The sequence below is a fragment of the Magnetospirillum gryphiswaldense MSR-1 v2 genome (assembly GCF_000513295.1).
Classification (GTDB): Bacteria; Pseudomonadota; Alphaproteobacteria; order Rhodospirillales; family Magnetospirillaceae; genus Magnetospirillum; species Magnetospirillum gryphiswaldense.
Genome location: NC_023065.1, coordinates 21,282 through 45,205 on the forward strand (window position 1 = coordinate 21,282; position 23,924 = coordinate 45,205).

Consider the following 23,924-nt stretch of genomic DNA (forward strand, 5'->3'; position numbering starts at 1 on the left):
GCTTGACAGTCTCGGAAGCCATGGCGCGCGGTGCCCTCTGGATGCCCGCTATGGGTCAGGTTCGGTCGCCTGCCATGACCGCGCCTTCGCGCGCAGCAGCGAAGCGCCCACCAGCCCACCTACCCCAGCGCCGGGGCATAAAGGGGGACTGGCGGGGGACAAGGCGGCGCAACGCGCTTCAGGGCGCGGCCGCGCTGTCGCAACCCGTTGAAAAAATTAGGGGAAATGGTGCCGGTTGCAGGGTTCGAACCCGCGACCCCCTGATTACAAATCAGGTGCTCTACCAGCTGAGCTAAACCGGCGCGGCGTCCAGACGACGCTAAAGGCGATGGGAAATTAGTGGGAAGCGGGCGGCACTGCAAGGTCTTGATCGCGGGCCAGTTCGTAAAGCGAGATGGCGGCGGCATTCGACACGTTCAAGCTTTCCACCAGATCGCTCATGGGCAGTTTGACCAGATGGTCGCAATGTTCGCGCGTCAGCCGGCGCAGGCCTTCGCCTTCCGCCCCCATGACCAGGGCGATCTTGCCGGACAATTTGGCCTGGGCCAGGGTTTGCGTCGCCTCGCCGGCCAAGCCGGCGGTCCAGAAACCGGCCTCCTTCAACTGCTCCAGGGCGCGGACCATGTTAGTGACGCGGACCAGCGGCATCACTTCCAGCGCGCCCGAGGCCGATTTGGCCAGGGTGCCGGTTTCCTCGGGGCTGTGGCGGTCGGTGACCACCACCGCCAGGGCGCCGAAGGCGGCGGCGGAACGCAAGATGGCGCCCACATTGTGCGGGTCGGTGACCTGATCCAGCACCATCACCACCGCGTGATCACGATTTTGCGCCAGCCGGCCGATGTCCTCGATGCCGGGACTGTCCAGGTGCTCGGCCAGAACGGCGATCCCCTGGTGCACGGCGCCGGGGGGGAGCAGGCGGTCCAGTTCCTGCCGCTCGGTCGTTTCCTCACCCGGCAGCGGACGCAAGGCGCGCGCGCGCTGTATGGAAGCCGCGTGGCTGCGCAGCGCCTCCGCCGTCAGCACGATGCGGCGGATTTTTCGCTCTTTATTGGCCAGGGCCGCTAACACCGCGTGCGCGCCATACAGCCAAAGCTGGTTTGACGGCAGTTTGGCGGGACGTTCGCCGCCTTTGGCCGGGTCGCGGCGCGGGGCGGATTTATGGCGGGATTCCCGGTGGTTCATGGTGTCTCCTTCGGAACAATCATGTAGCCTTACTTTTTCGTGTTGACAAGGCCGCGAAAATTCCCATATTTCGGCTCTCCCGTCGCCGCGGTGTAACAGCCAGCGACGGTGTGGAGGGGTGGCCGAGCGGTCAATGGCAGCAGACTGTAAATCTGCCGGGGTAACCCTACGTTGGTTCAAATCCAACCCCCTCCACCATTCACTTCCGGGCCGGGCGATGGACTTTCGGGTCTGCCGCGAGGTGTGGGGCGCTTGCGAAGCGGGTGTAGCTCAATGGTAGAGCAGAAGCCTTCCAAGCTTACGACGAGGGTTCGATTCCCTTCACCCGCTCCATTGAGGCGCGCCTTTCTCGGGTAAATTTCGGCACGACCAGCGCGGCTTCAGCCGCCGATCAGGTGGGTTTAAAATGGCTAAGGCAAAATTCGAGCGTAATAAGCCTCACTGCAATATCGGCACCATCGGTCACGTCGACCATGGCAAGACCTCGCTGACCGCTGCCATCACCAAGGTGTTGGCCGAAACCGGTGGCGCCACCTTCACCGCCTACGACCAGATCGACAAGGCGCCGGAAGAGAAGGCCCGTGGCATCACCATCTCGACCGCTCACGTCGAGTACGAGACCGCCAACCGCCACTACGCCCACGTCGATTGCCCCGGCCACGCTGACTATGTGAAGAACATGATCACCGGTGCGGCGCAGATGGACGGCGGCATTCTGGTGGTGTCGGCCGCCGACGGCCCGATGCCCCAGACCCGCGAGCACATCCTGCTGGCCCGTCAGGTCGGCGTGCCGGCCCTGGTGGTGTTCATGAACAAGTGCGACATGGTCGACGATCCGGAACTGCTGGATCTGGTCGAGCTGGAAGTGCGCGAGCTCTTGAGCAGCTATGATTTCCCCGGCGACGATATTCCGATCGTCCGTGGTTCGGCCCTGTGCGCCCTGGAAGACAAGCAGCCGGAAATCGGCCGCGACGCCATCCTGGCCCTGATGGCCGAAGTCGACAAGTACATCCCGCAGCCGGAACGTCCGAAGGACAAGCCGTTCCTGATGCCGATCGAAGACGTGTTCTCGATCTCGGGCCGTGGCACCGTGGTGACCGGTCGCGTCGAGCGCGGCGTCGTCAAGGTGGGTGAAGAAGTCGAGATCGTCGGTATCAAGCCGACCGTCAAGACCACCTGCACCGGCGTGGAAATGTTCCGCAAGCTGCTCGATCAGGGTGAGGCCGGCGACAACATCGGCGCCCTGCTGCGCGGCGTGAAGCGTGAAGACGTGGAACGCGGTCAGGTTCTGGCCGCTCCGGGTTCGATCACCCCGCACACCAAGTTCACCGCCGAGGCCTACATCCTCAACAAGGAAGAAGGCGGTCGTCACACCCCGTTCTTCACCAATTATCGCCCGCAGTTCTACTTCCGCACCACCGACGTCACCGGCATGGTTTACCTGCCGGAAGGCACCGAAATGGTGATGCCGGGCGATAACGTGTCGATGACCGTCCAGTTGATCGCCCCGATCGCCATGGACGAAGGCCTGCGCTTCGCCATCCGTGAAGGCGGTCGTACCGTCGGCGCCGGCGTCGTCGCCAAGATCATCGAGTAATAATGTGAACAATCGGTGGCCAGCGCTGTTGCGTTGGTCACCGACTGGCTGTATAAGGCGTGGCTTCGGCCAAGCCCGACCGCGCGAAACCCAGGTTTTTCCTGGATCGCATCGGTTGCAGGAGTGTAGCTCAACTGGTAGAGCACCGGTCTCCAAAACCGGGGGTTGGGGGTTCGAGCCCCTCCACTCCTGCCAAGCCGAACGTTCATTTTAAGGCGCCCCGGCGCATCAACCGAATAAGAGTATGATGGCTAAGACGTCGCCAGCCCAATTTGTAAAGCAGGTGCGGCAGGAAGCCGCCAAGGTCACTTGGCCCAGCCGCAAGGAAACCACGGTTTCCACCATGATGGTTTTTGTCATGGTGGTTTTAGCCGCTGTCTTCTTCCTGCTGGTGGATCAGGTGTTCGCCACCGCCGTCAAGTTCGTCTTCGGTTTGGGAGGCTGAGTATGGCGACCGCCCGCTGGTACGTGGTTCACGTTTATTCCGGTTTTGAGAAGAAGGTTTCGCAGTCGATCCGCGAACAGGCCGAGCAAAAAGGCATGGCCGAGATGTTCGAGCAGATCCTGGTGCCGACCGAAGAGGTGGTTGAAGTCCGCCGTGGCACCAAGGTCAATGCCGAGCGCAAGTTCTTCCCCGGCTATGTGCTGGTGAAGATGGAATTGACCGACGATTCCTGGCACTTGGTCAAGAATACGCCCAAGGTCACCGGCTTCCTCGGCGGCAAGGGCCGCCCGGTGCCGATCACCGAGCGTGAGGCCGAGCGGATCATGCAGCAGGTGCAAGAGGGCGTCGAACGTCCGAAGCCCTCGGTGGTTTTCGAAGTGGGCGAGCAGGTTCGCGTGTGCGATGGCCCGTTCACCTCGTTCAACGGCATGGTGGAAGAAGTCGACGAAGAGCGCGCCCGCCTCAAGGTGGCGGTGTCGATCTTCGGTCGCTCCACCCCGGTGGAATTGGAATACGCCCAGGTCGAGAAGGTCTGAGGCATCAAGGTTTCGGAAGGCGCCGTCGGCCAGTCATGGTCGGCGGTATCTTCCGTTTTCGCCGTGGGGATGGTCCCCAAGGCGTGAAAAGCGGTGGGAGGCTCGAGCCATGGGCCGGACCACCAGCTTCTGTCGACCAGAGGTAGGGTAAAATGGCAAAGAAAGTCATTGGCTATATCAAGCTTCAGGTGCCGGCCGGCAAGGCCAATCCGTCGCCGCCGATCGGTCCGGCGCTGGGTCAGCGCGGCCTGAACATCATGGAATTCTGCAAGTCCTTCAACGCTGCCACCCAGCAGCTGGAAGCCGGCATGCCGATTCCGGTGGTGATCACCGCCTTTTCCGACCGCACCTTCACCTATGTCACCAAGACCCCGCCGGTCACCTACTTCCTGAAGAAGGCCGCCGGCATTCAAAAGGGTACCACGACGCCGGGCAAGGCGACCGTGGGTCAGGTGACCATGGCTCAGATCCGTGAGATCGCCGAAAAGAAGATGGTGGATTTGAACGCAGTCGACATCGACGGCGCCGCCAGCATGATCGTCGGTTCGGCCCGGTCCATGGGCCTCAAGGTGGTGGAGTAATCCCATGGCCAAGCTCGGTAAGCGTCTGAAGTCCGCCTATGAAGGCGTCGACTCCAACAAGTTCTACACCCTTGAAGAAGCGGTGAAGCTGATCAAGTCCGGTGCCAAGTCCAAGTTCGATGAAACCATCGAAGTGGCCATGAACCTGGGTGTTGATCCCCGTCACGCCGACCAGATGGTCCGCGGCGTCGTCGAACTGCCCAACGGCACCGGCAAGACCGTGCGCGTGGCCGTGTTCGCCAAGGCCGACAAGGCCGAGGAAGCCCGCAAGGCCGGTGCCGACATCGTCGGTGCCGAAGACCTGGCGGAGCAGATCCAGGGCGGCATGATGGATTTCGATCGCTGCATCGCCACCCCCGACATGATGGGTGTCGTCGGTCGTCTGGGTAAAGTCCTGGGCCCGCGCAACCTGATGCCCAACCCCAAGCTGGGCACCGTCACCCCCAACGTGACCGAAGCCATCCGCGCCGCCAAGGCCGGTCAGGTGCAGTTCCGCGTTGAGAAGGCCGGTATCATTCATGCCGGTGTCGGCAAGGCCTCGTTCGACGAAGCCAAGCTGGTGGAAAACATCAAGGCTTTCATCGACGCCATCAACAAGGCCAAGCCGGCCGGCGCCAAGGGCACCTACGTCAAGAAGGTGTCGTTGAGCTCGACCATGGGCGTCGGTGTCAAGCTGGACATCGCCAGCGTTAACGCGTAAAAGTTAGCGCTTTTCAAAAGTTACCCCCGTTTCGGCGGGGGGAACGGGGGTTTCCGGTGACGGAAACTCCCAACCTGTCCGAGACCGTCGGTGCGATGAACGGCTTGCCGCTCACCGCTTAAAGGGAAGTTCCCCGCCCACGCAGACAGAGGTGAACCCGTTTCAAGCCCGTTTTGGGAATGTTTCGGCTGAAAGCTTCTGGGACAGGCCACCGGTTTTATCGACGGTTCGCCGTCGATGAGACCACAGGGCAATGTTCCGGCGGAATGTCCGCCGGATCGCTGTTTGGAGACGAAAGTGGACCGGACACAAAAGAAAGAGTGGGTCGGGTCGCTGCATGGAACTCTGGAAGGGGCCGGTCTGGTCGTCGTCACCCATTATTCGGGTCTGACGGTTGCCGAGATCACCGCTTTGCGGGGCAAGATGCGCGCGGCTGGCGCCAGCTTCAAAGTGACCAAAAACCGTCTCACCAAGCTCGCCCTTGAGGGTACTGCGTACGAGAACATCGCCGATCTGTTCACCGGCCCGACCGCTATCGCCTTCTCGGCGGACCCGGTCGCCGCCGCCAAGATCGCTGCCGAATTCGCCAAGACCAACGACAAGCTGAAGATCCTGGGTGGATCCTTGGGCGGTCAGCGTCTCGACGTTGCCGGCATTCAGGCTCTGGCCACTCTGCCGTCCTTGGACGAGCTGCGCGGCAAGCTGCTTGGCATGATCTCCACGCCCGCTACCCGTATCGCCGGTGTGCTGCAAGCCCCCGCTGGCCAGTTGGCCCGGGTGCTCAAGGCCAAGGCGGACAAGGACGCCGCGTGAGCGTTTAAGTAAACACATCCCAGAACTCAAGCTGAATATTAGGAGTATCAAATGGCTGATCTCGCTAAGCTCGTTGACGAGCTGTCCGCCCTGACCGTGCTGGAAGCCGCCGAGCTGTCCAAGCTGCTGGAAGAGAAGTGGGGCGTTTCCGCCGCCGCTCCGGTTGCCGTCGCCGCTGTTGCCGGTGCCGCTGCCGCTCCGGCCGCTGAAGAGCAGACCGAATTCGAAGTCGTTCTGACCGAAGCCGGTGAGAAGAAGATCAACGTGATTAAGGAAGTCCGCGCCATCACCGGCCTGGGTCTGAAGGAAGCCAAGGACCTGGTCGAAGGCGCTCCGAAGACCGTCAAGGATGGCGTGTCCAAGGACGAAGCCGAAAAGATCAAGAAGGTTCTCGAAGAAGCCGGCGCCAAGGTTGCCGTCAAGTAATCGAGGCCAGTCAGGTCTTGTCATAGGGCCGGGAGCGGTGACGGAAAACGTCGCCGCTACCTGGCCCAATGGCGCTTATACGTGCCTACGGGCACTTAAATAAGTGACGTTAAATGCCCCAAGCGCTGGCAACAGCCGGGCGGAGACATTATTTCCGCCATATTCCGTGGGCAGTCATTCGTTTGTTTTTTTCCCGGGGACGGGATTTGACCCGTCCCTCGGCCCTAAATCCAGGGTCGAAACCGACATGAGGACGAGGAGCGGCAATGGCTAAATCCTACACAGGAAGGAAGCGTGTTCGCAAAAGCTTCGGGCGCATTCCCACCGTGGCCCCGATGCCCAACCTGATCGAGGTACAAAAAAGTTCCTACGATCACTTCCTGCAAATGGAGACATTGCCGGAAAAGCGCACCAATGTCGGCCTTCAGGAAGTCTTCAAGTCGGTTTTCCCGATCAAGGACTTTTCCGAACGCGGCACGCTTGAGTTCGTCAAGTACGAGCTGGAACAGCCCAAATACGACGTGGAAGAATGTCAGCAGCGCGGCATGACCTTCGCCGCGCCGTTGAAGGTGACCCTGCGCCTGGTGGTGTGGGATATCGACGAAGACACCGGTGCGCGGTCCATCCGCGACATCAAGGAGCAGGACGTCTATATGGGCGACATGCCCCTGATGACGGCCAACGGCACCTTCGTCATCAACGGCACCGAGCGCGTCATCGTCTCGCAGATGCACCGTTCCCCCGGCGTGTTCTTCGACCACGACAAGGGCAAGACCCATTCGTCGGGCAAGTACCTGTTCGCCGCCCGCGTCATTCCCTATCGCGGGTCGTGGCTGGACTTCGAGTTCGACGCCAAGGATCTGGTCTATGTGCGCATCGACCGGCGCCGTAAGCTGCCGGTGACCACGCTGCTTTACGCGCTGGACAACAACGCCACCCAGGATTTGCGCGCGTCGCGCAAGGCCGACAGCCGTCCGGTCGACCTGACCGAGCTGAAGGGGATGACCTCCGAGGACATCCTCAACTATTTCTACGAAACCACCGTCTATACCCGTGGCCCCAAGGGCTGGAAGACGGCTTTCGCCCCCGAACGCATGAAGGGCATCAAGCTGGTCTATGACCTGATTGACGCCAAGACCGGCGAGAAGGTGGCCGAGGCCGGCGCCAAGATGACCCCGCGTTTGGGCAAGAAGCTGCGCGAGCAGGGCGTCGAGGATATCCTGGTGCTGCCGGAAGATCTGGTCGGCCAGTATGCCGCCGAGGATCTGATCAACGAAAAGACCGGCGAGATCTATATCGAAGCCGGTCACGAGCTGACCGCCGCCGTGCTGGCCGATCTGGAAAAGCTCGGCGTCACCGAGTTGCCGTGTCTGGCCATCGACCACATCAATGTCGGCCCGTACATCCGCAACACCTTGTCGGTGGACAAGAACTCGTCGCGTGAAGAAGCGCTGATCGACATCTACCGCGTCATGCGTCCGGGCGAGCCGCCGACCTTGGAAACCGCCGAGGCGTTGTTCCAGGGTCTGTTCTTCGACGAAGAACGCTATGACCTGTCGGCGGTCGGTCGCGTCAAGATGAACTCGCGTCTGAACTTCACCGAAAAGGACGTGCCCGATACGGTGCGCGTGCTGCGGCGTGACGACATCCTGGCGGTCATCAAAATCCTGGTCGAACTGAAGGACGGCAAGGGTGAGATCGACGACATCGATCACCTGGGCAACCGTCGTGTCCGTTCGGTCGGCGAATTGATGGAAAACCAGTATCGCGTCGGCCTGCTGCGTATGGAGCGCGCCATCCGCGAGCGCATGTCGTCGGTGGACATCGATTCGGTGATGCCGCACGATCTGATCAATGCCAAGCCGGCGGCTGCCGCCGTGCGTGAATTCTTCGGCTCGTCGCAGCTGTCGCAGTTCATGGATCAGACCAACCCGCTGTCGGAAATCACCCATAAGCGCCGCCTGTCGGCCTTGGGCCCGGGGGGCTTGACCCGCGAGCGCGCCGGCTTCGAAGTCCGCGACGTGCACCCCACCCATTATGGCCGCATCTGCCCGATCGAAACCCCCGAAGGTCCGAATATCGGTCTGATCAACTCGTTGGCCACCTATGCCCGCGTCAACCAGTACGGCTTCATCGAGGCGCCGTACCGTAAGGTGATCGACGGCAAGGTGACCGACGAAGTCCAGTACATGTCGGCCAACGAGGAAGGGCGCTACACCATCGCCCAGGCCAACTCGACCCTGGATGCCGAGGGCCGGTTCGTCCACGATCTGGTGTCGTGCCGTCAGGCCGGCGAATTCGTCATGGTTCCGCCTGGCGAAATCACCATGATCGACGTGTCGCCCAAGCAATTGGTGTCGGTTGCCGCTGCGCTCATTCCGTTCCTGGAAAACGATGACGCCAACCGCGCCTTGATGGGGTCGAACATGCAGCGTCAGGCGGTTCCGCTGATCCGCGCCGAGGCGCCCCTGGTGGGCACCGGCATGGAGCAGGCGGTGGCGCGTGACTCGGGCGCGGCGATCACCGCCAAGCGTACCGGCATCGTCGATCAGGTTGACGCCACCCGCGTCGTTATCCGCGCCACCGAGGACATGGCGGCGACGGAATCGGGCGTGGACATCTACAATCTGTTGAAGTTCCAGCGTTCCAACCAGAACACCTGCATCACCCAGAAGCCGCTGGTCAAGGTGGGCGACATCATCCGCAAGGGTGACATCATCGCCGACGGCCCGTCGACTCAGCTGGGCGAGCTGGCCTTGGGCCGCAACGTTCTGGTCGCGTTCATGCCCTGGAACGGCTACAACTTCGAAGATTCGATCCTGATCTCGGAACGCATCGTCCGCGACGACGTGTTCACCTCGATCCATATCGAGGAATTCGAGGTCATGGCCCGCGATACCAAGCTGGGTCAGGAAGAAATCACCCGCGATATTCCCAACGTCGGTGAAGAAGCCCTGAAGAACCTGGACGAGGCGGGCATCGTCTATATCGGCGCCGAGGTCAAGCCGGGCGATATCCTGGTGGGTAAGGTCACCCCCAAGGGTGAAAGCCCGATGACCCCGGAAGAAAAGCTCTTGCGCGCCATCTTCGGCGAAAAGGCCTCGGACGTGCGCGACACCTCCTTGCGTCTGCCTCCGGGCGTGGCCGGCACCATCGTCGAAGTTCGCGTCTTCTCGCGCCGTGGCGTCGAGAAGGACGAACGTGCCCTGGCCATCGAACGGTCGGAAATCGAACGTCTGGCCAAGGACCGTGACGACGAACGCGGCATCCTGGAACGCTCGTTCATGGCCCGTCTGCGCCAGTTGCTGGTCGGCCAGAAGGTGGTTTCCGGCCCCAAGGGCGTCAAGGCCAACGCGGCCCTGACCGAGGAAATGCTGGCCGAGCTGCATCTGTCGGCGTGGCGCAACATCGCCGTTGAGGACGACGCGGTGATGAGCGACGTCGAGCAGTTGAAGCGCGCCTTCGACATGGCGGTCGAGCGTCTGCAGGACCGCTTTGAGAACAAGGTGGAAAAGCTGCAGCGCGGCGACGAATTGCCGCCCGGCGTGATGAAGATGGTCAAGGTGTTCGTGGCGGTGAAGCGCAAGCTGCAACCGGGCGACAAGATGGCCGGTCGTCACGGCAACAAGGGCGTCATCTCGCGCATCATGCCGCTTGAAGACATGCCTTATCTGGAAGACGGCCAGCAGGTCGATATCGTCTTGAACCCGTTGGGCGTGCCGTCGCGCATGAACGTCGGTCAGATTCTGGAAACCCATCTGGGCTGGGCTTCGGCCGGGCTGGGCCAACAGATCGGCCGCGTGCTGGAAGGCTATCGCCACAACACCGCCACCGTCGAGGACTTGCGCGGCACGCTCAAGAACTTCTACGGCGACGACATCTACAGTGACGAAATCGCCGACCTCAAGGACGACGAAGTGCTGGAACTGGGCAACAACCTGCGTCCCGGCATTCCCTTCGCCACCCCGGTGTTCGACGGTGCGCGCGAAAGCGACATCTGCGACATGCTGGACAAGGCGGGACGTCATCGCTCCGGTCAGGTCACCTTGTTCGATGGCCGTACCGGCGATCCCTTCGACCGCAAGGTCACCGTCGGCTACATCTATATGCTGAAGCTGCACCACTTGGTGGACGACAAGATCCACGCCCGTTCCATCGGCCCGTACTCGCTGGTCACCCAGCAGCCGTTGGGCGGTAAGGCGCAGTTCGGTGGCCAGCGCTTCGGTGAAATGGAAGTGTGGGCGCTGGAAGCTTACGGCGCGGCCTATACGTTGCAGGAAATGCTGACGGTGAAGTCGGACGATGTGTCCGGTCGCACCAAGGTCTACGAAGCCATCGTCCGCGGCGACGACAATTTCGAGGCCGGCATCCCCGAATCCTTCAACGTGCTGGTCAAGGAACTGCGCTCGCTCGGCCTCAATGTCGAGCTGACCCAGCGCGATTTCTAATCATATCCGGGGCGGATGGGATTTTCCCGTCCGCCCCACCCCAGCTTTATGCGGGAGTAGGTCATGAATGAATTGATGAAGATCTTTGGTCAGGCCAGCGGTACCCAGGCCTTCGACCAGATCCGTATTTCCATCGCCTCCCCCGAGCGCATCCGCTCGTGGTCGTATGGCGAGATCAAGAAGCCGGAAACCATCAACTACCGCACCTTCAAGCCGGAGCGCGACGGTCTGTTCTGCGCCCGTATCTTTGGCCCGATCAAGGATTACGAATGCTTGTGCGGCAAGTACAAGCGGATGAAGTATCGCGGCATCATCTGCGAAAAGTGCGGCGTCGAAGTGACGCTGGCCAAGGTCCGGCGCGAGCGCATGGGCCATATCGAGCTGGCCAGCCCGGTCGCCCATATCTGGTTCCTGAAGTCGCTGCCCAGCCGTATCGGCCTGCTGTGCGACATGACGCTCAAGGACCTTGAGCGCATCCTGTACTTCGAAAACTACGTGGTGGTCGAGCCCGGCCTGACGCCGTTGAAGATTCGCGAGCTGCTCTCCGAAGAGCAGTACATGCGCGCGGTCGACGAGTATGGCGAAGACAGCTTCACCGCCAAGATCGGCGCTGAAGCCATCCGCGACATGCTGTGCGCCATCGATCTGGAGTCCGAAAAGGACAAGCTCAAGATCGACCTTAAGGAAACCACCTCGGAAGCCAAGCGCAAGAAGCTGGTCAAGCGTCTGAAGCTGGTGGAAGCCTTCATGGAATCGGGCTCGCGTCCCGAATGGATGATCCTGGAAGTCATTCCGGTCATTCCGCCGGAACTGCGTCCGCTGGTGCCGCTGGACGGTGGCCGTTTCGCCACCTCGGATCTGAACGATCTGTATCGCCGCGTCATCAACCGCAACAACCGCTTGAAGCGTTTGATCGAACTGCGCGCCCCTGAAATCATCGTGCGCAACGAAAAGCGCATGTTGCAGGAAGCGGTTGACGCTCTGTTCGACAACGGTCGCCGTGGCCGCGCCATCACCGGCGCCAACAAGCGTCCGCTGAAGTCGCTCTCTGACATGCTCAAGGGCAAGCAGGGCCGCTTCCGTCAGAACCTGTTGGGTAAGCGCGTCGATTATTCCGGTCGTTCGGTCATCGTCGTCGGTCCCGAACTGAAACTGCATCAGTGCGGTCTGCCGAAGAAAATGGCGCTCGAGCTGTTCAAGCCGTTCGTCTATTCCAAGCTGGAACTCTATGGCATGGCCACCACCATCAAGGCGGCCAAGCGCATGGTGGAAAAGGAACGTCCCGAGGTGTGGGACATCCTGGAAGAAGTCATCCGCGAACATCCGGTCATGCTCAACCGCGCGCCGACCCTGCACCGTCTGGGCATCCAGGCGTTCGAGCCGGTGCTGATCGAAGGCAAGGCCATTCAGCTGCATCCGCTGGTTTGTACCGCCTTCAACGCCGATTTCGACGGTGACCAGATGGCCGTGCACGTTCCCCTGAGCCTTGAGGCCCAGTTGGAAGCGCGCGTGTTGATGATGTCGACCAACAACATCCTGTCGCCGGCCAACGGCAAGCCGATCATCGTGCCCAGCCAGGATATCGTTCTCGGTATCTATTACATCACCATGGAACGCGACGAGCAGCCGGGTCTGGCGCTCAAGATCACTTCGATCGACGAGTTGAAGGTCGGCATCGCCGCCGGCACCTTGTTCTTCGTCGATCGTCAGCTGCCGACCAACGTGGTCGACACCAAGGATCTCGACGCCCTGCTGGCCAAGATCGCCAACCGCGATATCACCGCCCATCGTGCCGTCCGCGTCACCAGCCGTGAAATGCTGGAAGCCGGCCTCAACCGTCGTGACATTCGCGTCTACAACATCGACAAGCCCGGCACCCCCTTCGCCTCGACCGATGTCGATGCCATCGAGAAGGCGGTCAAGGACGGCAAGGCCGTGCTGTATCGGGTGCCGGTGTTCCGCGACATGAAGGAAATCGACGCCGCCCTGGCCGACAAGGTGCTGACCCTGCATCAGCACATCAAGGCCCGCTACAACAACGTCGATCAGGATTGCAAGCCGATCGTCGAGATCGTCGAGACCACCGCCGGCCGCATGATGCTGTCGGAAATCCTGCCGCGTAACCCCAACGTGCCGTTCTCGTCCATCAACCGTCTGTTGACCAAGAAGGACATCCAGAACGTCATCGATCTGGTCTACCGCCATTGCGGCCAGAAAGAGACGGTGATCTTCGCCGACCGCGTCATGGGCCTGGGCTATTCCAACGCCTTCAAGGCCGGTATTTCGTTCGGCAAGGACGACATGGTGATCCCGCCGGCCAAGGAAGTGCTGGTTTCGGAAACCGAGGCCAAGGCCAAGGAATACGAGCAGCAGTATCAGGACGGTCTGATCACCCAGGGCGAAAAGTACAACAAGGTGGTCGACGCCTGGTCCAAGTGCACCGACGACGTCGCCGACGCCATGATGAAGGAAATCAGCCGCATCGAGCCGGGCCGCATGGTCAACTCGGTGTACATGATGGCCCATTCGGGTGCCCGTGGTTCCGCCGCCCAGATGAAGCAGCTGGCCGGCATGCGCGGCCTGATGGCCAAGCCGTCGGGCGAAATCATCGAGACCCCGATCATCTCCAACTTCAAGGAAGGCCTGACCGTGCTGGAGTACTTCAACTCCACCCACGGCGCCCGTAAGGGTCTGGCCGATACCGCCTTGAAGACGGCGAATTCCGGTTACCTGACCCGTCGTCTGGTCGACGTCGCCCAGGACGCCATCATCGTCGAGGAAGATTGCGGCACCATCAACGGCCTGACCGTCTCGGCGGTGGTCGAGGGCGGTGAAGTCATCAGCCCGCTGGCCGAACGTATCCTGGGCCGTACCGCGTCCCGCGATATCGTCGATCCGGCCACCGGTCGGGTCATCGTCGCCGCCAGCGAACTGATCGGCGAGTCGGAAGTCGAGCAGATCGACGAAGCCGGTATCGAAGTGGTCAACATCCGCTCGGTGCTGACCTGCGAGGCCAAGGAAGGCGTCTGCGGTTGCTGCTATGGCCGCGATCTGGCTCGTGGCACCCGCGTCAATGTCGGTGAAGCGGTCGGCGTCATCGCCGCCCAGTCCATCGGCGAGCCCGGCACCCAGCTGACCATGCGTACCTTCCACATCGGTGGTGCGGCCCAGCGCGGCGCCGAGCAATCGGCTATCGAAGCCACCGGCGACACCACGGTTCAGCTGTTGAACAAGAACGTGGTGACCAACTCGTCGGGCGCCAAGATCGTCATGAGCCGCAACTGCGAATTGTTGCTGCTGGATGCCGGCGGGCGCGAACGTGCCCGTCACCGCGTCCCCTATGGCGCCAAGCTGCTGATGGAGGACGGCCAGAAGGTCACCAAGGGCACCAAGATGGCCGAGTGGGATCCCTATACCCTGCCGATCATCACTGAAACCAACGGTATCGCCCATTTCGTCGATCTGGTGGAAGGCTTGTCCATCCGCGAGGTGGTCGACGAAGCCACCGGCATCGCCAGCAAGGTGGTGGTCGACTGGAAGCAGCAGCCGCGTGGTTCCGAACTGCGCCCGCGCGTCGAATTGCGTGACGACAAGGGCCAGCCGGTGACCCTGCCCAACGGCCTGGAAGCCCGCTACTTCCTGTCGGTGGACGCCATCTTGTCGGTGGAAAACCAGTCCAAGCTGCATGCCGGCGACGTGTTGGCCCGCATTCCGCGTGAAGGCTCGAAGACCCGTGACATCACCGGCGGTCTGCCGCGTGTGGCCGAGTTGTTCGAAGCCAGGAAGCCCAAGGACCACGCCATCATCTCCGACATCGACGGCCGCGTCGAATTCGGCAAGGACTACAAGTCCAAGCGCCGCATTCTGGTGGTCCCCGAGGACGGTGATCCGATGGAATACCTGATCCCCAAGGGCAAGCACGTGTCGGTGCAGGAAGGCGACTATGTGCGTCGCGGCGATTCGCTGATGGACGGCAACCCCGTTCCGCACGACATCCTGCGCGTCATGGGCGTGGAAGCCCTGGCCCAGTATCTGATCAACGAAATCCAGGAGGTCTATCGTCTCCAGGGCGTGAAGATCAACGACAAGCACATCGAGGTGATCGTTCGCCAGATGCTGCAAAAGGTCGAGATCACCGATCCTGGCGACACCACCTTCCTGGTCGGTGAACAGATCGACCGTCAGGAGTTCGAGCACGAGAACCGTAAGGCGATCAAGGAACAGGGCCGCCCGGCTTCGGGCACCCCGGTGCTGCAAGGCATCACCAAGGCGTCCTTGCAGACCCATTCCTTCATCTCGGCGGCGTCGTTCCAGGAAACCACTCGCGTTCTCACCGAGGCGGCGGTTTCCGGCAAGGTCGACACCCTGAATGGCCTGAAGGAAAACGTCATCGTCGGTCGCCTGATCCCCGCCGGTACCGGTGCGGTGATGAACCGTCTGCGCGAAATCGCCGCCAAGCGTGATCGCGACATGCAGATCGAGGCCGAAGGTGGTGAAAACCCGGCTTTGCCGGCTGGGGGCGCAGCAGCCCCGGTGGCTCCGGCTGAGTAAATCCCGATCATCACAATCGTGATGTAGAAAACACCCCCTTCACCGTTTGTGGTGGAGGGGGTTTTTCTTTGACGGTCGTCGTGGCACGGCGTTTAATTATCAACCCGGCATTCCGGGGAAGGGGGGATTGGGTGGCCAAGTCGTGGCGCCGTCGGTTGCGGCCAAAGTTTGTACTATTGCTGCTGTTCGCCCTGTGCTTTGCTGGTGGGGTGGGCGCTGCCGGGGCCTTGGTGATGGCCGATTATCGCGACAGCCGCGCCGCCGCCGAGGCCGCCACCCGTCACCAAGCCCGGCTGTTGCAGGAATTCGTTGCCCGCACCTTGGATGCCACCGAATTAATGGTGCGCCGTCTGGGCGACCAGTTGACCACGCCGCCGGTCGGGTCATTGAATGCCGAGCAAAATGCGGCGTTGCGCGCCGCTCTGGCGGCGTCGCCGCATCTGGCCAATCTGGTGGTTGTCGATGGTCGGGGACAGGTGGTCACCGATGGTTTGGCCAAGCTTCCCGCCGCCACCTCGTTGGTTCAACACGAATGGGTGCGGGCGGTGTTGGGGGGGGAGACGTCCAGCCTGTCTTTGTCCCAGGCCGGCTTGGATGAGGCCAGCGGCAAGGTGGTGTTCTCGGTGTCCCTGGCCTTGCGTGACGTCAGAGGGCGGTTGCTCGGTGCCGTCGCCGCCCTGGTCGACATTCAGACCCTTGCCGCCTTGATCGATGAACAGGACATGGCAGCGGCCCGTCCCAGCCTGGCCTTATATCGTATGGATGGCGCCTTGCTCGCCGCGCATCCGCTGAGTGCGGCGGATATGGGCCGCAACATGTCGGGCTTGCCGCTTTTTTCCACCCACCTGCCCGAAGCCGCCAGCGGTACATTTGCAACCAGCCCCAGCGAAGGGGATTTGCGCATCGTCTCCTATCGCACTATCCCCGGTCGCAATCTGGTGGTTTGCGCCAGCGTCAGTCAGGATGAGGCCATGGCGCCGTGGCGCCAGCGGTCGTGGGCGACCCTGATCACTGCCGTCCTGGTGCTTGGTCTGTTGGCGGCGCTCAGCCGGGTCATGGCACGGGAAATCCGACGTGATCGCATGGTCAACCAAGCCTTGCGTGCGGCCAACCGTGATCTCAGCCGCTCCAATGCCGACCTTGAGCAATTCGCCTATGTGGCGTCGCATGATCTGAAAGAGCCGCTCAGGAACATCGCCAGCTATGTGCAATTGCTGCAACGGCGCTATCAGGGCCGGCTGGACGAGGATGCCGACGCCTTCATCGGCTATACCGTCGACGGCGTGCGGCGCATGCAGATGATCATCAACGAATTGCTGGTCTATTCACGCATCGGTACCGGCCCATTGACACGTGGGGCGGTACAGACCGGGGTACTGGTCAGCACCGCCTTGGCCAATCTGAAGGCGGTGATCGCCGAGGCCGGCGCCGTGGTCGAGGTCAAGGGACCGTTGCCGGTGGTGGTGGGCGATGCCGGCCAGCTTTCCAGCGTGTTTCAAAATCTTATTTCCAACGGGTTGAAATACCGGCGTGACGATATTCGCCCGGAACTGACGGTTGCCGTCGCCGAGCAGGGCGAATTCTGGCGCTTTTCCATTATCGACAATGGCATCGGTATCGACCCGCAATATCACCGACAGATTTTCGAGCTGTTCAAGCGCCTGCATGCGCGGGACCGTTATACCGGCACCGGCATCGGTCTGGCGGTATGTCAGCGGGTGATCGAGCGCCATGGCGGTGAAATCTGGGTGGAATCGGTGCCGGGGCAGGGGGCGTCCTTCCACTTCACCCTACCGAAAAACTGAGGGCTCAGCTTTCGCTATCCAGCGCGTCGATGATGCCGCGCAAGGTGACCTGATCGGCGCGGGTGGCGTTGACCGCTGGCGGCAGACGCACGGGGAAGGTTCCGGATTCCGGCGCGGCGGAGCGGTTGATGGCCACCGGGAAGGTGCCGTACTGACTGAGGTCGAGACGGGGGGGAGCTGGCTGTGGCGGCGGCGGTTCGGCGGCGGCCAGGGTCAAGGTGGTGGTCGCGGTCTCGTTCTGCGGGCGCGCTTCGGGGCGCAGTTCAGCCAGGTCAATGGTGGGGCGATTCAGGCTTTTGGCGACCTGCGCTGCCTTGGCCATGGAACGGCGAAAGCGGCTTTCGACGCTGGCGTATAAATCGTCCACCGATTTGGCCTCGCCGTCGTCTTGATGGTGGAACACTTCCGGGTTGGCCTTGGCCGCTTCGGGCAGGATGCCGGCGGCGGAGGTCTGCTGATCGCCACCCATTTCCTGCAATACCTTGAGGGCGCCGCCGGCCCCCAGAAAGTGGGCCAGATACAAATCGTGGGTCGATGCCTTGCGGCCCAGCTTGGCCTCCAGCACCTTGCCGTTGTCGGAGGCGTATTCTCCTGCCATCAGCGAGGAAATACGCGGGTCCTTGCGCAGGTTCAGGATTTCCGCCTTCAATTCCTTGTCGGCCACATTCCACTTGCCGTCACGGCCTTTGGTGATGGCATCGGCATAATTACCCAGACCGTGATCGGCGCCATGCTTCTTCACCATTTCCAGCCAAGTGCCGGCGGTGAACTGGTAAAGCCCCATGGCCGACGACCTTTGGCTGGCGGCGTTGGGGTCCATGCGGCTTTCGGTATTGGCTTGGGCCAGCAGGTAGTCGAAGGGAACACCGGTCACTTCCGCCGCCGCCCGGATCTGGCGGGCGACACGCTGATGGCGCGATTCGGGCGCTTCGATCAGCACGGTCGGGGGGGCGGTGGTCATGGGGGCTCCGATGTGGAAGGCGCTTACCGAAAAGAGTCTAACATTAAATGGTTACCAGGGGTTTGATGGCAAGGGTCCGCGTGGTGGCGGTTCGACTCTTTCTCTTGACGTGGGGGGTGCGGATAAATAGGATGCGGCGCTCTCGGAAGACTGGCTGCGGGATTGTGTCCGTTGCCTGTTGCACCGCGACTATCTGAAACACTTTGGTGACGCCAGACGGGTGGGCGACCGGCATCCGATGGAGACCCCGATGCATTCGCATCGGACGGTTTTCGTCTTTCCGGTAACCCGATGTTTGTGCCTCAGGGAATGAGTAAAGAATGCCCACGATCAACCAATTGATCCGTAAGCCGCGCCAGCCCTTGGCGACGCGCAATAAGGTGCCGGCTCTGGAAGCCTGCCCGCAGAAGCGTGGTGTTTGCACCCGTGTTTATACCACCACCCCGAAGAAGCCCAACTCGGCGCTGCGTAAGGTTGCTCGCGTGCGCCTGACCAATGGCTTCGAAGTGACCAGCTACATTCCCGGTGAAGGCCATAACCTTCAGGAGCACTCGGTGGTGATGATCCGCGGCGGCCGTGTGAAGGATTTGCCCGGTGTTCGCTACCACATCATCCGCGGCACTCTGGATACCCAGGGCGTCAAGGACCGTAAGCAGCGTCGTTCCAAGTACGGCGCGAAGCGTCCGAAGTAAGGATTAGAAGATATGTCCCGTCGTCACGCCGCCGAGAAGCGCGAAATCAACCCCGACGCCAAGTATGGCGATCTGGTGGTAGCCAAGTTCATGAACTGCCTGATGTTCGATGGCAAGAAGTCGTCGGCCGAGGCCATCGTCTATGGTGCGCTGGAAAAGATCCAGTCCAAGACCGGCCAGGATCCGCTGCAGGTGTTCCATGATGCCCTCGACAACGTCAAGCCGGCCGTGGAAGTCCGTTCCCGCCGCGTCGGCGGTGCCACCTATCAGGTGCCCGTCGAAGTGCGTACCGACCGTCGTCAGGCTCTGGCCATCCGCTGGCTGATCGATTATTCGCGCAAGCGTTCGGAAACCACCATGATCGACCGTCTGTCGGGTGAGCTGCTGGATGCTGCCAACAATCGCGGCGCCGCCGTGAAGAAGCGCGAAGATACTCACCGCATGGCAGACGCCAACAAGGCGTTCTCTCACTACCGCTGGTAACAGAGAAGGCAGCATGGCCCGAACAACGCCTCTCGAGCGCTATCGTAATATCGGCATCATGGCTCACATCGATGCCGGTAAGACGACTACGACCGAGCGTATCCTCTACTACACCGGAAAGTCCTATAAGATCGGCGAAGTGCACGAAGGCACCGCCACCATGGACTGGATGGAGCAGGAACAGGAGCGCGGTATTACCATCACTTCGGCCGCGACCACCGCGTTCTGGAATGATCACCGCATCAACATCATCGACACCCCCGGCCACGTGGACTTCACCATCGAAGTCGAACGTTCGCTTCGCGTGCTCGATGGTGCGGTTACGGTGTTCGACTCGGTCGCCGGCGTCGAGCCTCAGTCCGAAACCGTGTGGCGTCAGGCCGACAAGTACGGCGTGCCGCGCATTTGTTTCGTCAACAAGATGGACCGCATTGGCGCCAATTTCTATCGCTGCGTGGATATGATCATCGACCGTCTGGGTGCTCGCCCGCTGGTCATGCATCTGCCCATCGGCGAGGAAAGCGGTTTCGTGGGCATGGTCGACCTGCTGCGCAATTGTGCGGTGATCTGGAAGGACGAATCGCTGGGCGCCCACTTCGAGGACGCCCCGATTCCCGACGATCTGGTCGAGAAGGCTGCCGAATACCGGGCCCAGCTCATCGAAACCGCCGTCGAAATGGACGACCGGGCGATGGAGCTGTATCTGGGCGGTAAAGAACCCAGCCTGGACGTGCTCAAGGCCTGTATCCGCAAGGGCACCCTGGCCCGCGTGTTCGTCCCCGTGCTGTGTGGTTCGGCGTTCAAGAACAAGGGCGTGCAGACCCTGCTCGACGCCGTTGTCGATTATCTGCCGGCGCCGGTCGACATTCCCGCCATCAAGGGCGTGAAGTACGGCACCGAAGACGAGATCGCCAAGCACTCCACCGACGACGAGCCCTTCGCCGGTCTGGCGTTCAAGATCATGAACGACCCCTTCGTCGGCTCGCTGACCTTCGTTCGTGTCTATTCGGGCGTGGTCGAGGCCGGTTCCTACGTGCAGAACACCGTCAAGGAAAAGCGCGAGCGCGTCGGTCGTATGCTGCTGATGCACGCCAACTCGCGTGAGGAAGTCAAGGAAGCCCGCGCCGGCGACATCGTCGCTTTCGCCGGTCTCAAGGACACCACCACCGGTGATACCCTGTGCGATCCGACCCCCAGCGCGCTGGTGATCTTGGAACGCATGGAATTCCCCGAGCCGGTGATCGAAGTGGCGGTGGAACCCAAGTCCAAGGCCGACCAGGAAAAGATGGGCATGGCCCTGGCTCGCCTGGCCGCCGAAGATCCGTCGTTCCGCGTTTCCACCGATGCCGAATCCGGTCAGACCGTGATCAAGGGCATGGGCGAATTGCACCTGGAAATCCTGGTCGATCGCATGAAGCGTGAGTTCAAGGTGGAAGCCAACGTGGGCGCCCCGCAGGTGGCCTATCGTGAAACCATCTCGAAGGCCGCCGACGTCGATTACACCCACAAGAAGCAGACCGGTGGCTCGGGCCAGTTCGCCCGCGTCAAGATCCGCTTCGAACCGGCGGAGAAGGGCGAAGGCTTCGTCTTCTCCAACACCGTCATCGGTGGTTCGGTTCCCAAGGAATACGTGCCGGGTGTGGAAAAGGGTATCCGGTCGGCCATGGATAACGGCGTCATCGCCGGCTTCCCGCTGATCGACTTCAAGGCCACCCTGACCGACGGCGCCTACCACGACGTTGACTCATCGGTTCTCGCCTTCGAAATCGCCGCCCGCGCCGCCTTCCGTGAAGGTATCGCCAAGGCCGGTCCGAAGCTGTTGGAACCGATGATGAGCGTCGAAGTCGTCACCCCCGAAGATTACATGGGTGACGTCATCGGCGATCTGAACAGCCGTCGCGGCCAGGTCAATGGCATGGATCAGCGCGGCAACGCCCGCGTGATTTCCGCCATGGTACCGCTGGCCAATATGTTCGGGTACGTGAATACTCTGCGCTCCATGTCGCAGGGGCGCGCCCAGTACACCATGACCTTCGACCACTATTCGGAAGTTCCGAACAATGTGGCCGAAGAAATCCGGGCCAAGCTGAACGGCTGATCCCTTCCGGTGCACTCTCTCCGAGGCCCGTTCGCGGGTTTAGGGGAGGTCACTAAATCGTTGAATCGTGTGGTGATACCGAAGTTCGCAGACAATGCGCACTTCGGTATCACCACACTGGTCAAACCTATTTCGAGGACGGAGTAGAACCCATGGCTAAGGCGAAATTTGAACGCAATAAGCCCCACTGCAATATCGGCACCATCGGTCACGTCGACCATGGCAAGACCTCGCTGACCGCTGCCATCACCAAGGTGTTGGCCGAAACCGGTGGCGCCACCTTCACCGCCTACGACCAGATCGACAAGGCGCCGGAAGAGAAGGCCCGTGGCATCACCATCTCGACCGCTCACGTCGAGTACGAGACCGCCAACCGCCACTACGCCCACGTCGATTGCCCCGGCCACGCTGACTATGTGAAGAACATGATCACCGGTGCGGCGCAGATGGACGGCGGCATTCTGGTGGTGTCGGCCGCCGACGGCCCGATGCCCCAGACCCGCGAGCACATCCTGCTGGCCCGTCAGGTCGGCGTGCCGGCCCTGGTGGTGTTCATGAACAAGTGCGACATGGTCGACGATCCGGAACTGCTGGATCTGGTCGAGCTGGAAGTGCGCGAGCTCTTGAGCAGCTATGATTTCCCCGGCGACGATATTCCGATCGTCCGTGGTTCGGCCCTGTGCGCCCTGGAAGACAAGCAGCCGGAAATCGGCCGCGACGCCATCCTGGCCCTGATGGCCGAAGTCGACAAGTACATCCCGCAGCCGGAACGTCCGAAGGACAAGCCGTTCCTGATGCCGATCGAAGACGTGTTCTCGATCTCGGGCCGTGGCACCGTGGTGACCGGTCGCGTCGAGCGCGGCGTCGTCAAGGTGGGTGAAGAAGTCGAGATCGTCGGTATCAAGCCGACCGTCAAGACCACCTGCACCGGCGTTGAAATGTTCCGCAAGCTGCTCGATCAGGGTGAGGCCGGCGACAACATCGGCGCCCTGCTGCGCGGCGTGAAGCGTGAAGACGTGGAACGCGGTCAAGTTCTGGCCGCTCCGGGTTCGATCACCCCGCACACCAAGTTCACCGCCGAGGCCTACATCCTCAACAAGGAAGAAGGCGGTCGTCACACCCCGTTCTTCACCAATTATCGTCCGCAGTTCTACTTCCGCACCACCGACGTCACCGGCATGGTTTACCTGCCGGAAGGCACCGAAATGGTGATGCCGGGCGATAACGTGTCGATGACCGTCCAGCTGATCGCCCCGATCGCCATGGACGAAGGTCTGCGCTTCGCCATCCGTGAAGGCGGTCGTACCGTCGGCGCCGGCGTCGTCGCCAAGATCATCGAGTAGTCCTTCGGGATCGCTTGACTGGGATTTCGGCGTCCGGGTAACCGGGCGCCGATTTCTTTTTGGCGGGCCAGAGACTCTTCTTGCACCTGCTACCGAGTCTCTGTATAAAACCGCCTTCGGCACTACGCCGTTCCCGCAAGAGCCGCTGTACACGGCTGACTGCGGGAGGTTCTTTGAACCAAACCGAGTTTCACTGATCGGCGTCTCGACAGCGGGGCGCCGATCCGATTTAACGGATGACGTGAATATGGAAAGCCAGAACATCCGTATCCGCCTCAAGGCGTTCGACCATCGCGTGTTGGATCAGTCCACCCGCGAGATCGTCAACACCGCCAAGAGGACTGGTGCGCAGGTGCGCGGACCGATCCCGCTTCCCAGCCGGATCGAGAAGTTCACCGTCAACCGCTCCCCGCACATCGATAAGAAGTCGCGTGAGCAGTTCGAAATTCGCACGCATAAGCGTCTGTTGGACATCGTTGACCCGACCCCGCAGACCGTGGACGCGCTGATGAAGCTCGACCTGGCCGCCGGCGTCGACGTCGAGATCAAGCTGTAAGGACTTAATGATGCGATCCGGTCTCATCGCCCAGAAGGTCGGCATGACGAGGATCTTCACCGAGGACGGCACTCATGTGCCCGTCACCGTGTTGAAGGTCGACACCGTTCAGGTGGTCTCGACCCGCTCTGTGGAAAAAGACGGCTACACCGCCGTTCAGCTCGGTGCCGGCACCGCGAAGGTCAAGAACGTTGCCAAGGCGCAGCGTACCACCTTCGCCAATGCCAAGGTCGAGCCGAAGAAGAAGCTCGTCGAATTCCGCGTTGCCCCCGAGAACGTTCTCGAGGTTGGCGTGGAGCTGTCGGCTGCCCATTTCATCCCCGGCCAGTTCGTGGATATCACCGGCACCACCATCGGCAAGGGTTTTGCCGGCGGCATGAAGCGCTGGAACTTCCGCGGCCTCGAAGCCACCCACGGCGTGTCGGTCTCGCACCGCTCGCACGGTTCCACCGGTCAGCGCCAGGACCCCGGCAAGGTGTTCAAGGGCAAGAAAATGGCCGGTCATATGGGTGACGAGCAGGTCACCACTCAGAACCTCAAGGTGGTTTCCACCGATGTCGAGCGCGGTCTGATCCTGGTTAAGGGTTCGGTTCCGGGTTCCGAGGGTTCCTGGGTTCTGGTCAAGGACGCGGTGAAGCGCAAGCTGCCTGAAGGCGTGCCGTTCCCGGCCGGCCTCAAGGCCGCCGCCGAAGCCGGCGAGTAAGGAA

At 61.6% G+C, this 23,924-nt stretch carries 18 protein-coding genes and 4 tRNA genes; 19 read left to right on the forward strand and 3 right to left on the reverse strand.

Translation table 11 applies throughout. From position 1 onward, the window contains the following. Positions 1–226 precede the first annotated feature (226 nt). Together MGMSRV2_RS00085 and rlmB are read right to left on the reverse strand one after the other, a co-directional pair. Positions 227–302 (reverse strand) — tRNA-Thr (locus tag MGMSRV2_RS00085). Between the two features lie 34 nt (positions 303–336). After that, entirely contained in the window at positions 337–1,182 is an 846-nt protein-coding gene (gene rlmB / locus MGMSRV2_RS00090; RefSeq protein WP_024078282.1) for a 23S rRNA (guanosine(2251)-2'-O)-methyltransferase RlmB, read from the reverse strand. 112 nt (positions 1,183–1,294) lie between these two features. On the opposite strand from rlmB, the gene MGMSRV2_RS00095 reads away from it, so the two are divergent. The 13 genes from MGMSRV2_RS00095 to MGMSRV2_RS00155 all read left to right on the forward strand — a co-directional run bounded on the left by MGMSRV2_RS00095 (position 1,295) and on the right by MGMSRV2_RS00155 (position 17,084). After that, a tRNA-Tyr gene (locus tag MGMSRV2_RS00095) sits at positions 1,295–1,380 on the forward strand. Between the two features lie 61 nt (positions 1,381–1,441). Further along, positions 1,442–1,515: transfer RNA gene (locus tag MGMSRV2_RS00100), tRNA-Gly, on the forward strand. A gap of 73 nt (positions 1,516–1,588) precedes the next feature. Next, positions 1,589–2,779: an elongation factor Tu gene (gene tuf / locus MGMSRV2_RS00105; protein WP_024078283.1), complete on the forward strand. Its 1,191-nt coding sequence runs from the start codon at positions 1,589–1,591 to the stop codon at positions 2,777–2,779. A 119-nt stretch (positions 2,780–2,898) separates the two neighbouring features. Continuing rightward, a tRNA-Trp gene (locus tag MGMSRV2_RS00110) sits at positions 2,899–2,974 on the forward strand. Positions 2,975–3,026: 52 nt separating this feature from the next. Further along, positions 3,027–3,224, forward strand: a complete 198-nt coding sequence (gene secE, locus MGMSRV2_RS00115; protein WP_041633861.1) for a preprotein translocase subunit SecE — start codon at positions 3,027–3,029, stop codon at positions 3,222–3,224. Positions 3,225–3,226: 2 nt separating this feature from the next. After that, positions 3,227–3,760 (forward strand): transcription termination/antitermination protein NusG, encoded by a 534-nt coding sequence (nusG, locus tag MGMSRV2_RS00120; protein ID WP_024078285.1) that lies wholly within the window; start codon positions 3,227–3,229, stop codon positions 3,758–3,760. Between the two features lie 152 nt (positions 3,761–3,912). Continuing rightward, positions 3,913–4,341, forward strand: coding sequence for a 50S ribosomal protein L11 (gene rplK, locus MGMSRV2_RS00125; RefSeq protein ID WP_024078286.1), 429 nt, complete (start codon positions 3,913–3,915; stop codon positions 4,339–4,341). A 4-nt stretch (positions 4,342–4,345) separates the two neighbouring features. Next, complete coding sequence (gene rplA / locus MGMSRV2_RS00130) at positions 4,346–5,041, forward strand: 50S ribosomal protein L1 (RefSeq protein WP_024078287.1); 696 nt, start codon at positions 4,346–4,348, stop codon at positions 5,039–5,041. 297 nt (positions 5,042–5,338) lie between these two features. Beyond that, on the forward strand, positions 5,339–5,854 hold the full coding sequence (rplJ, locus tag MGMSRV2_RS00135) for a 50S ribosomal protein L10 (protein WP_024078288.1): 516 nt from the start codon (positions 5,339–5,341) through the stop codon (positions 5,852–5,854). 51 nt (positions 5,855–5,905) lie between these two features. Beyond that, positions 5,906–6,280 carry a 50S ribosomal protein L7/L12 gene (gene rplL, locus MGMSRV2_RS00140; protein WP_024078289.1) on the forward strand — a complete coding sequence of 125 codons (375 nt, stop codon included), beginning with the start codon at positions 5,906–5,908 and terminating at the stop codon, positions 6,278–6,280. Positions 6,281–6,546: 266 nt separating this feature from the next. Continuing rightward, positions 6,547–10,728 (forward strand): DNA-directed RNA polymerase subunit beta, encoded by a 4,182-nt coding sequence (gene rpoB / locus MGMSRV2_RS00145; RefSeq protein ID WP_024078290.1) that lies wholly within the window; start codon positions 6,547–6,549, stop codon positions 10,726–10,728. Positions 10,729–10,791: 63 nt separating this feature from the next. Continuing rightward, entirely contained in the window at positions 10,792–15,279 is a 4,488-nt protein-coding gene (rpoC, locus tag MGMSRV2_RS00150) for a DNA-directed RNA polymerase subunit beta' (RefSeq protein WP_024078291.1), read from the forward strand. Positions 15,280–15,410: 131 nt separating this feature from the next. Next, positions 15,411–17,084 carry a sensor histidine kinase gene (locus tag MGMSRV2_RS00155; protein ID WP_106001169.1) on the forward strand — a complete coding sequence of 558 codons (1,674 nt, stop codon included), beginning with the start codon at positions 15,411–15,413 and terminating at the stop codon, positions 17,082–17,084. Between the two features lie 4 nt (positions 17,085–17,088). Here MGMSRV2_RS00155 and MGMSRV2_RS00160 read toward each other — a convergent pair whose 3' ends face one another. Continuing rightward, on the reverse strand, positions 17,089–18,045 hold the full coding sequence (locus MGMSRV2_RS00160) for a transglycosylase SLT domain-containing protein (RefSeq protein ID WP_024078293.1): 957 nt from the start codon (positions 18,043–18,045) through the stop codon (positions 17,089–17,091). 320 nt (positions 18,046–18,365) lie between these two features. Between MGMSRV2_RS00160 and rpsL the strand changes: the two genes are divergently transcribed. The 6 genes from rpsL (at position 18,366) to rplC (ending at position 23,920) form a co-directional block, all read left to right on the forward strand. Beyond that, positions 18,366–18,737 (forward strand): 30S ribosomal protein S12, encoded by a 372-nt coding sequence (rpsL, locus tag MGMSRV2_RS00170; protein ID WP_024078294.1) that lies wholly within the window; start codon positions 18,366–18,368, stop codon positions 18,735–18,737. A 12-nt stretch (positions 18,738–18,749) separates the two neighbouring features. Then, positions 18,750–19,220: a 30S ribosomal protein S7 gene (rpsG, locus tag MGMSRV2_RS00175; RefSeq protein WP_024078295.1), complete on the forward strand. Its 471-nt coding sequence runs from the start codon at positions 18,750–18,752 to the stop codon at positions 19,218–19,220. A gap of 13 nt (positions 19,221–19,233) precedes the next feature. Further along, on the forward strand, positions 19,234–21,318 hold the full coding sequence (gene fusA, locus MGMSRV2_RS00180) for an elongation factor G (RefSeq protein ID WP_024078296.1): 2,085 nt from the start codon (positions 19,234–19,236) through the stop codon (positions 21,316–21,318). 152 nt (positions 21,319–21,470) lie between these two features. Further along, positions 21,471–22,661, forward strand: a complete 1,191-nt coding sequence (tuf, locus tag MGMSRV2_RS00185; protein WP_024078283.1) for an elongation factor Tu — start codon at positions 21,471–21,473, stop codon at positions 22,659–22,661. A gap of 247 nt (positions 22,662–22,908) precedes the next feature. Next, the gene (gene rpsJ / locus MGMSRV2_RS00190) at positions 22,909–23,217 is read left to right on the forward strand and encodes a 30S ribosomal protein S10 (protein ID WP_002725423.1); all 309 of its coding nucleotides are present in this window, start codon (positions 22,909–22,911) and stop codon (positions 23,215–23,217) included. Between the two features lie 10 nt (positions 23,218–23,227). After that, entirely contained in the window at positions 23,228–23,920 is a 693-nt protein-coding gene (gene rplC / locus MGMSRV2_RS00195) for a 50S ribosomal protein L3 (protein ID WP_041633864.1), read from the forward strand. Positions 23,921–23,924: the final 4 nt, after the last annotated feature.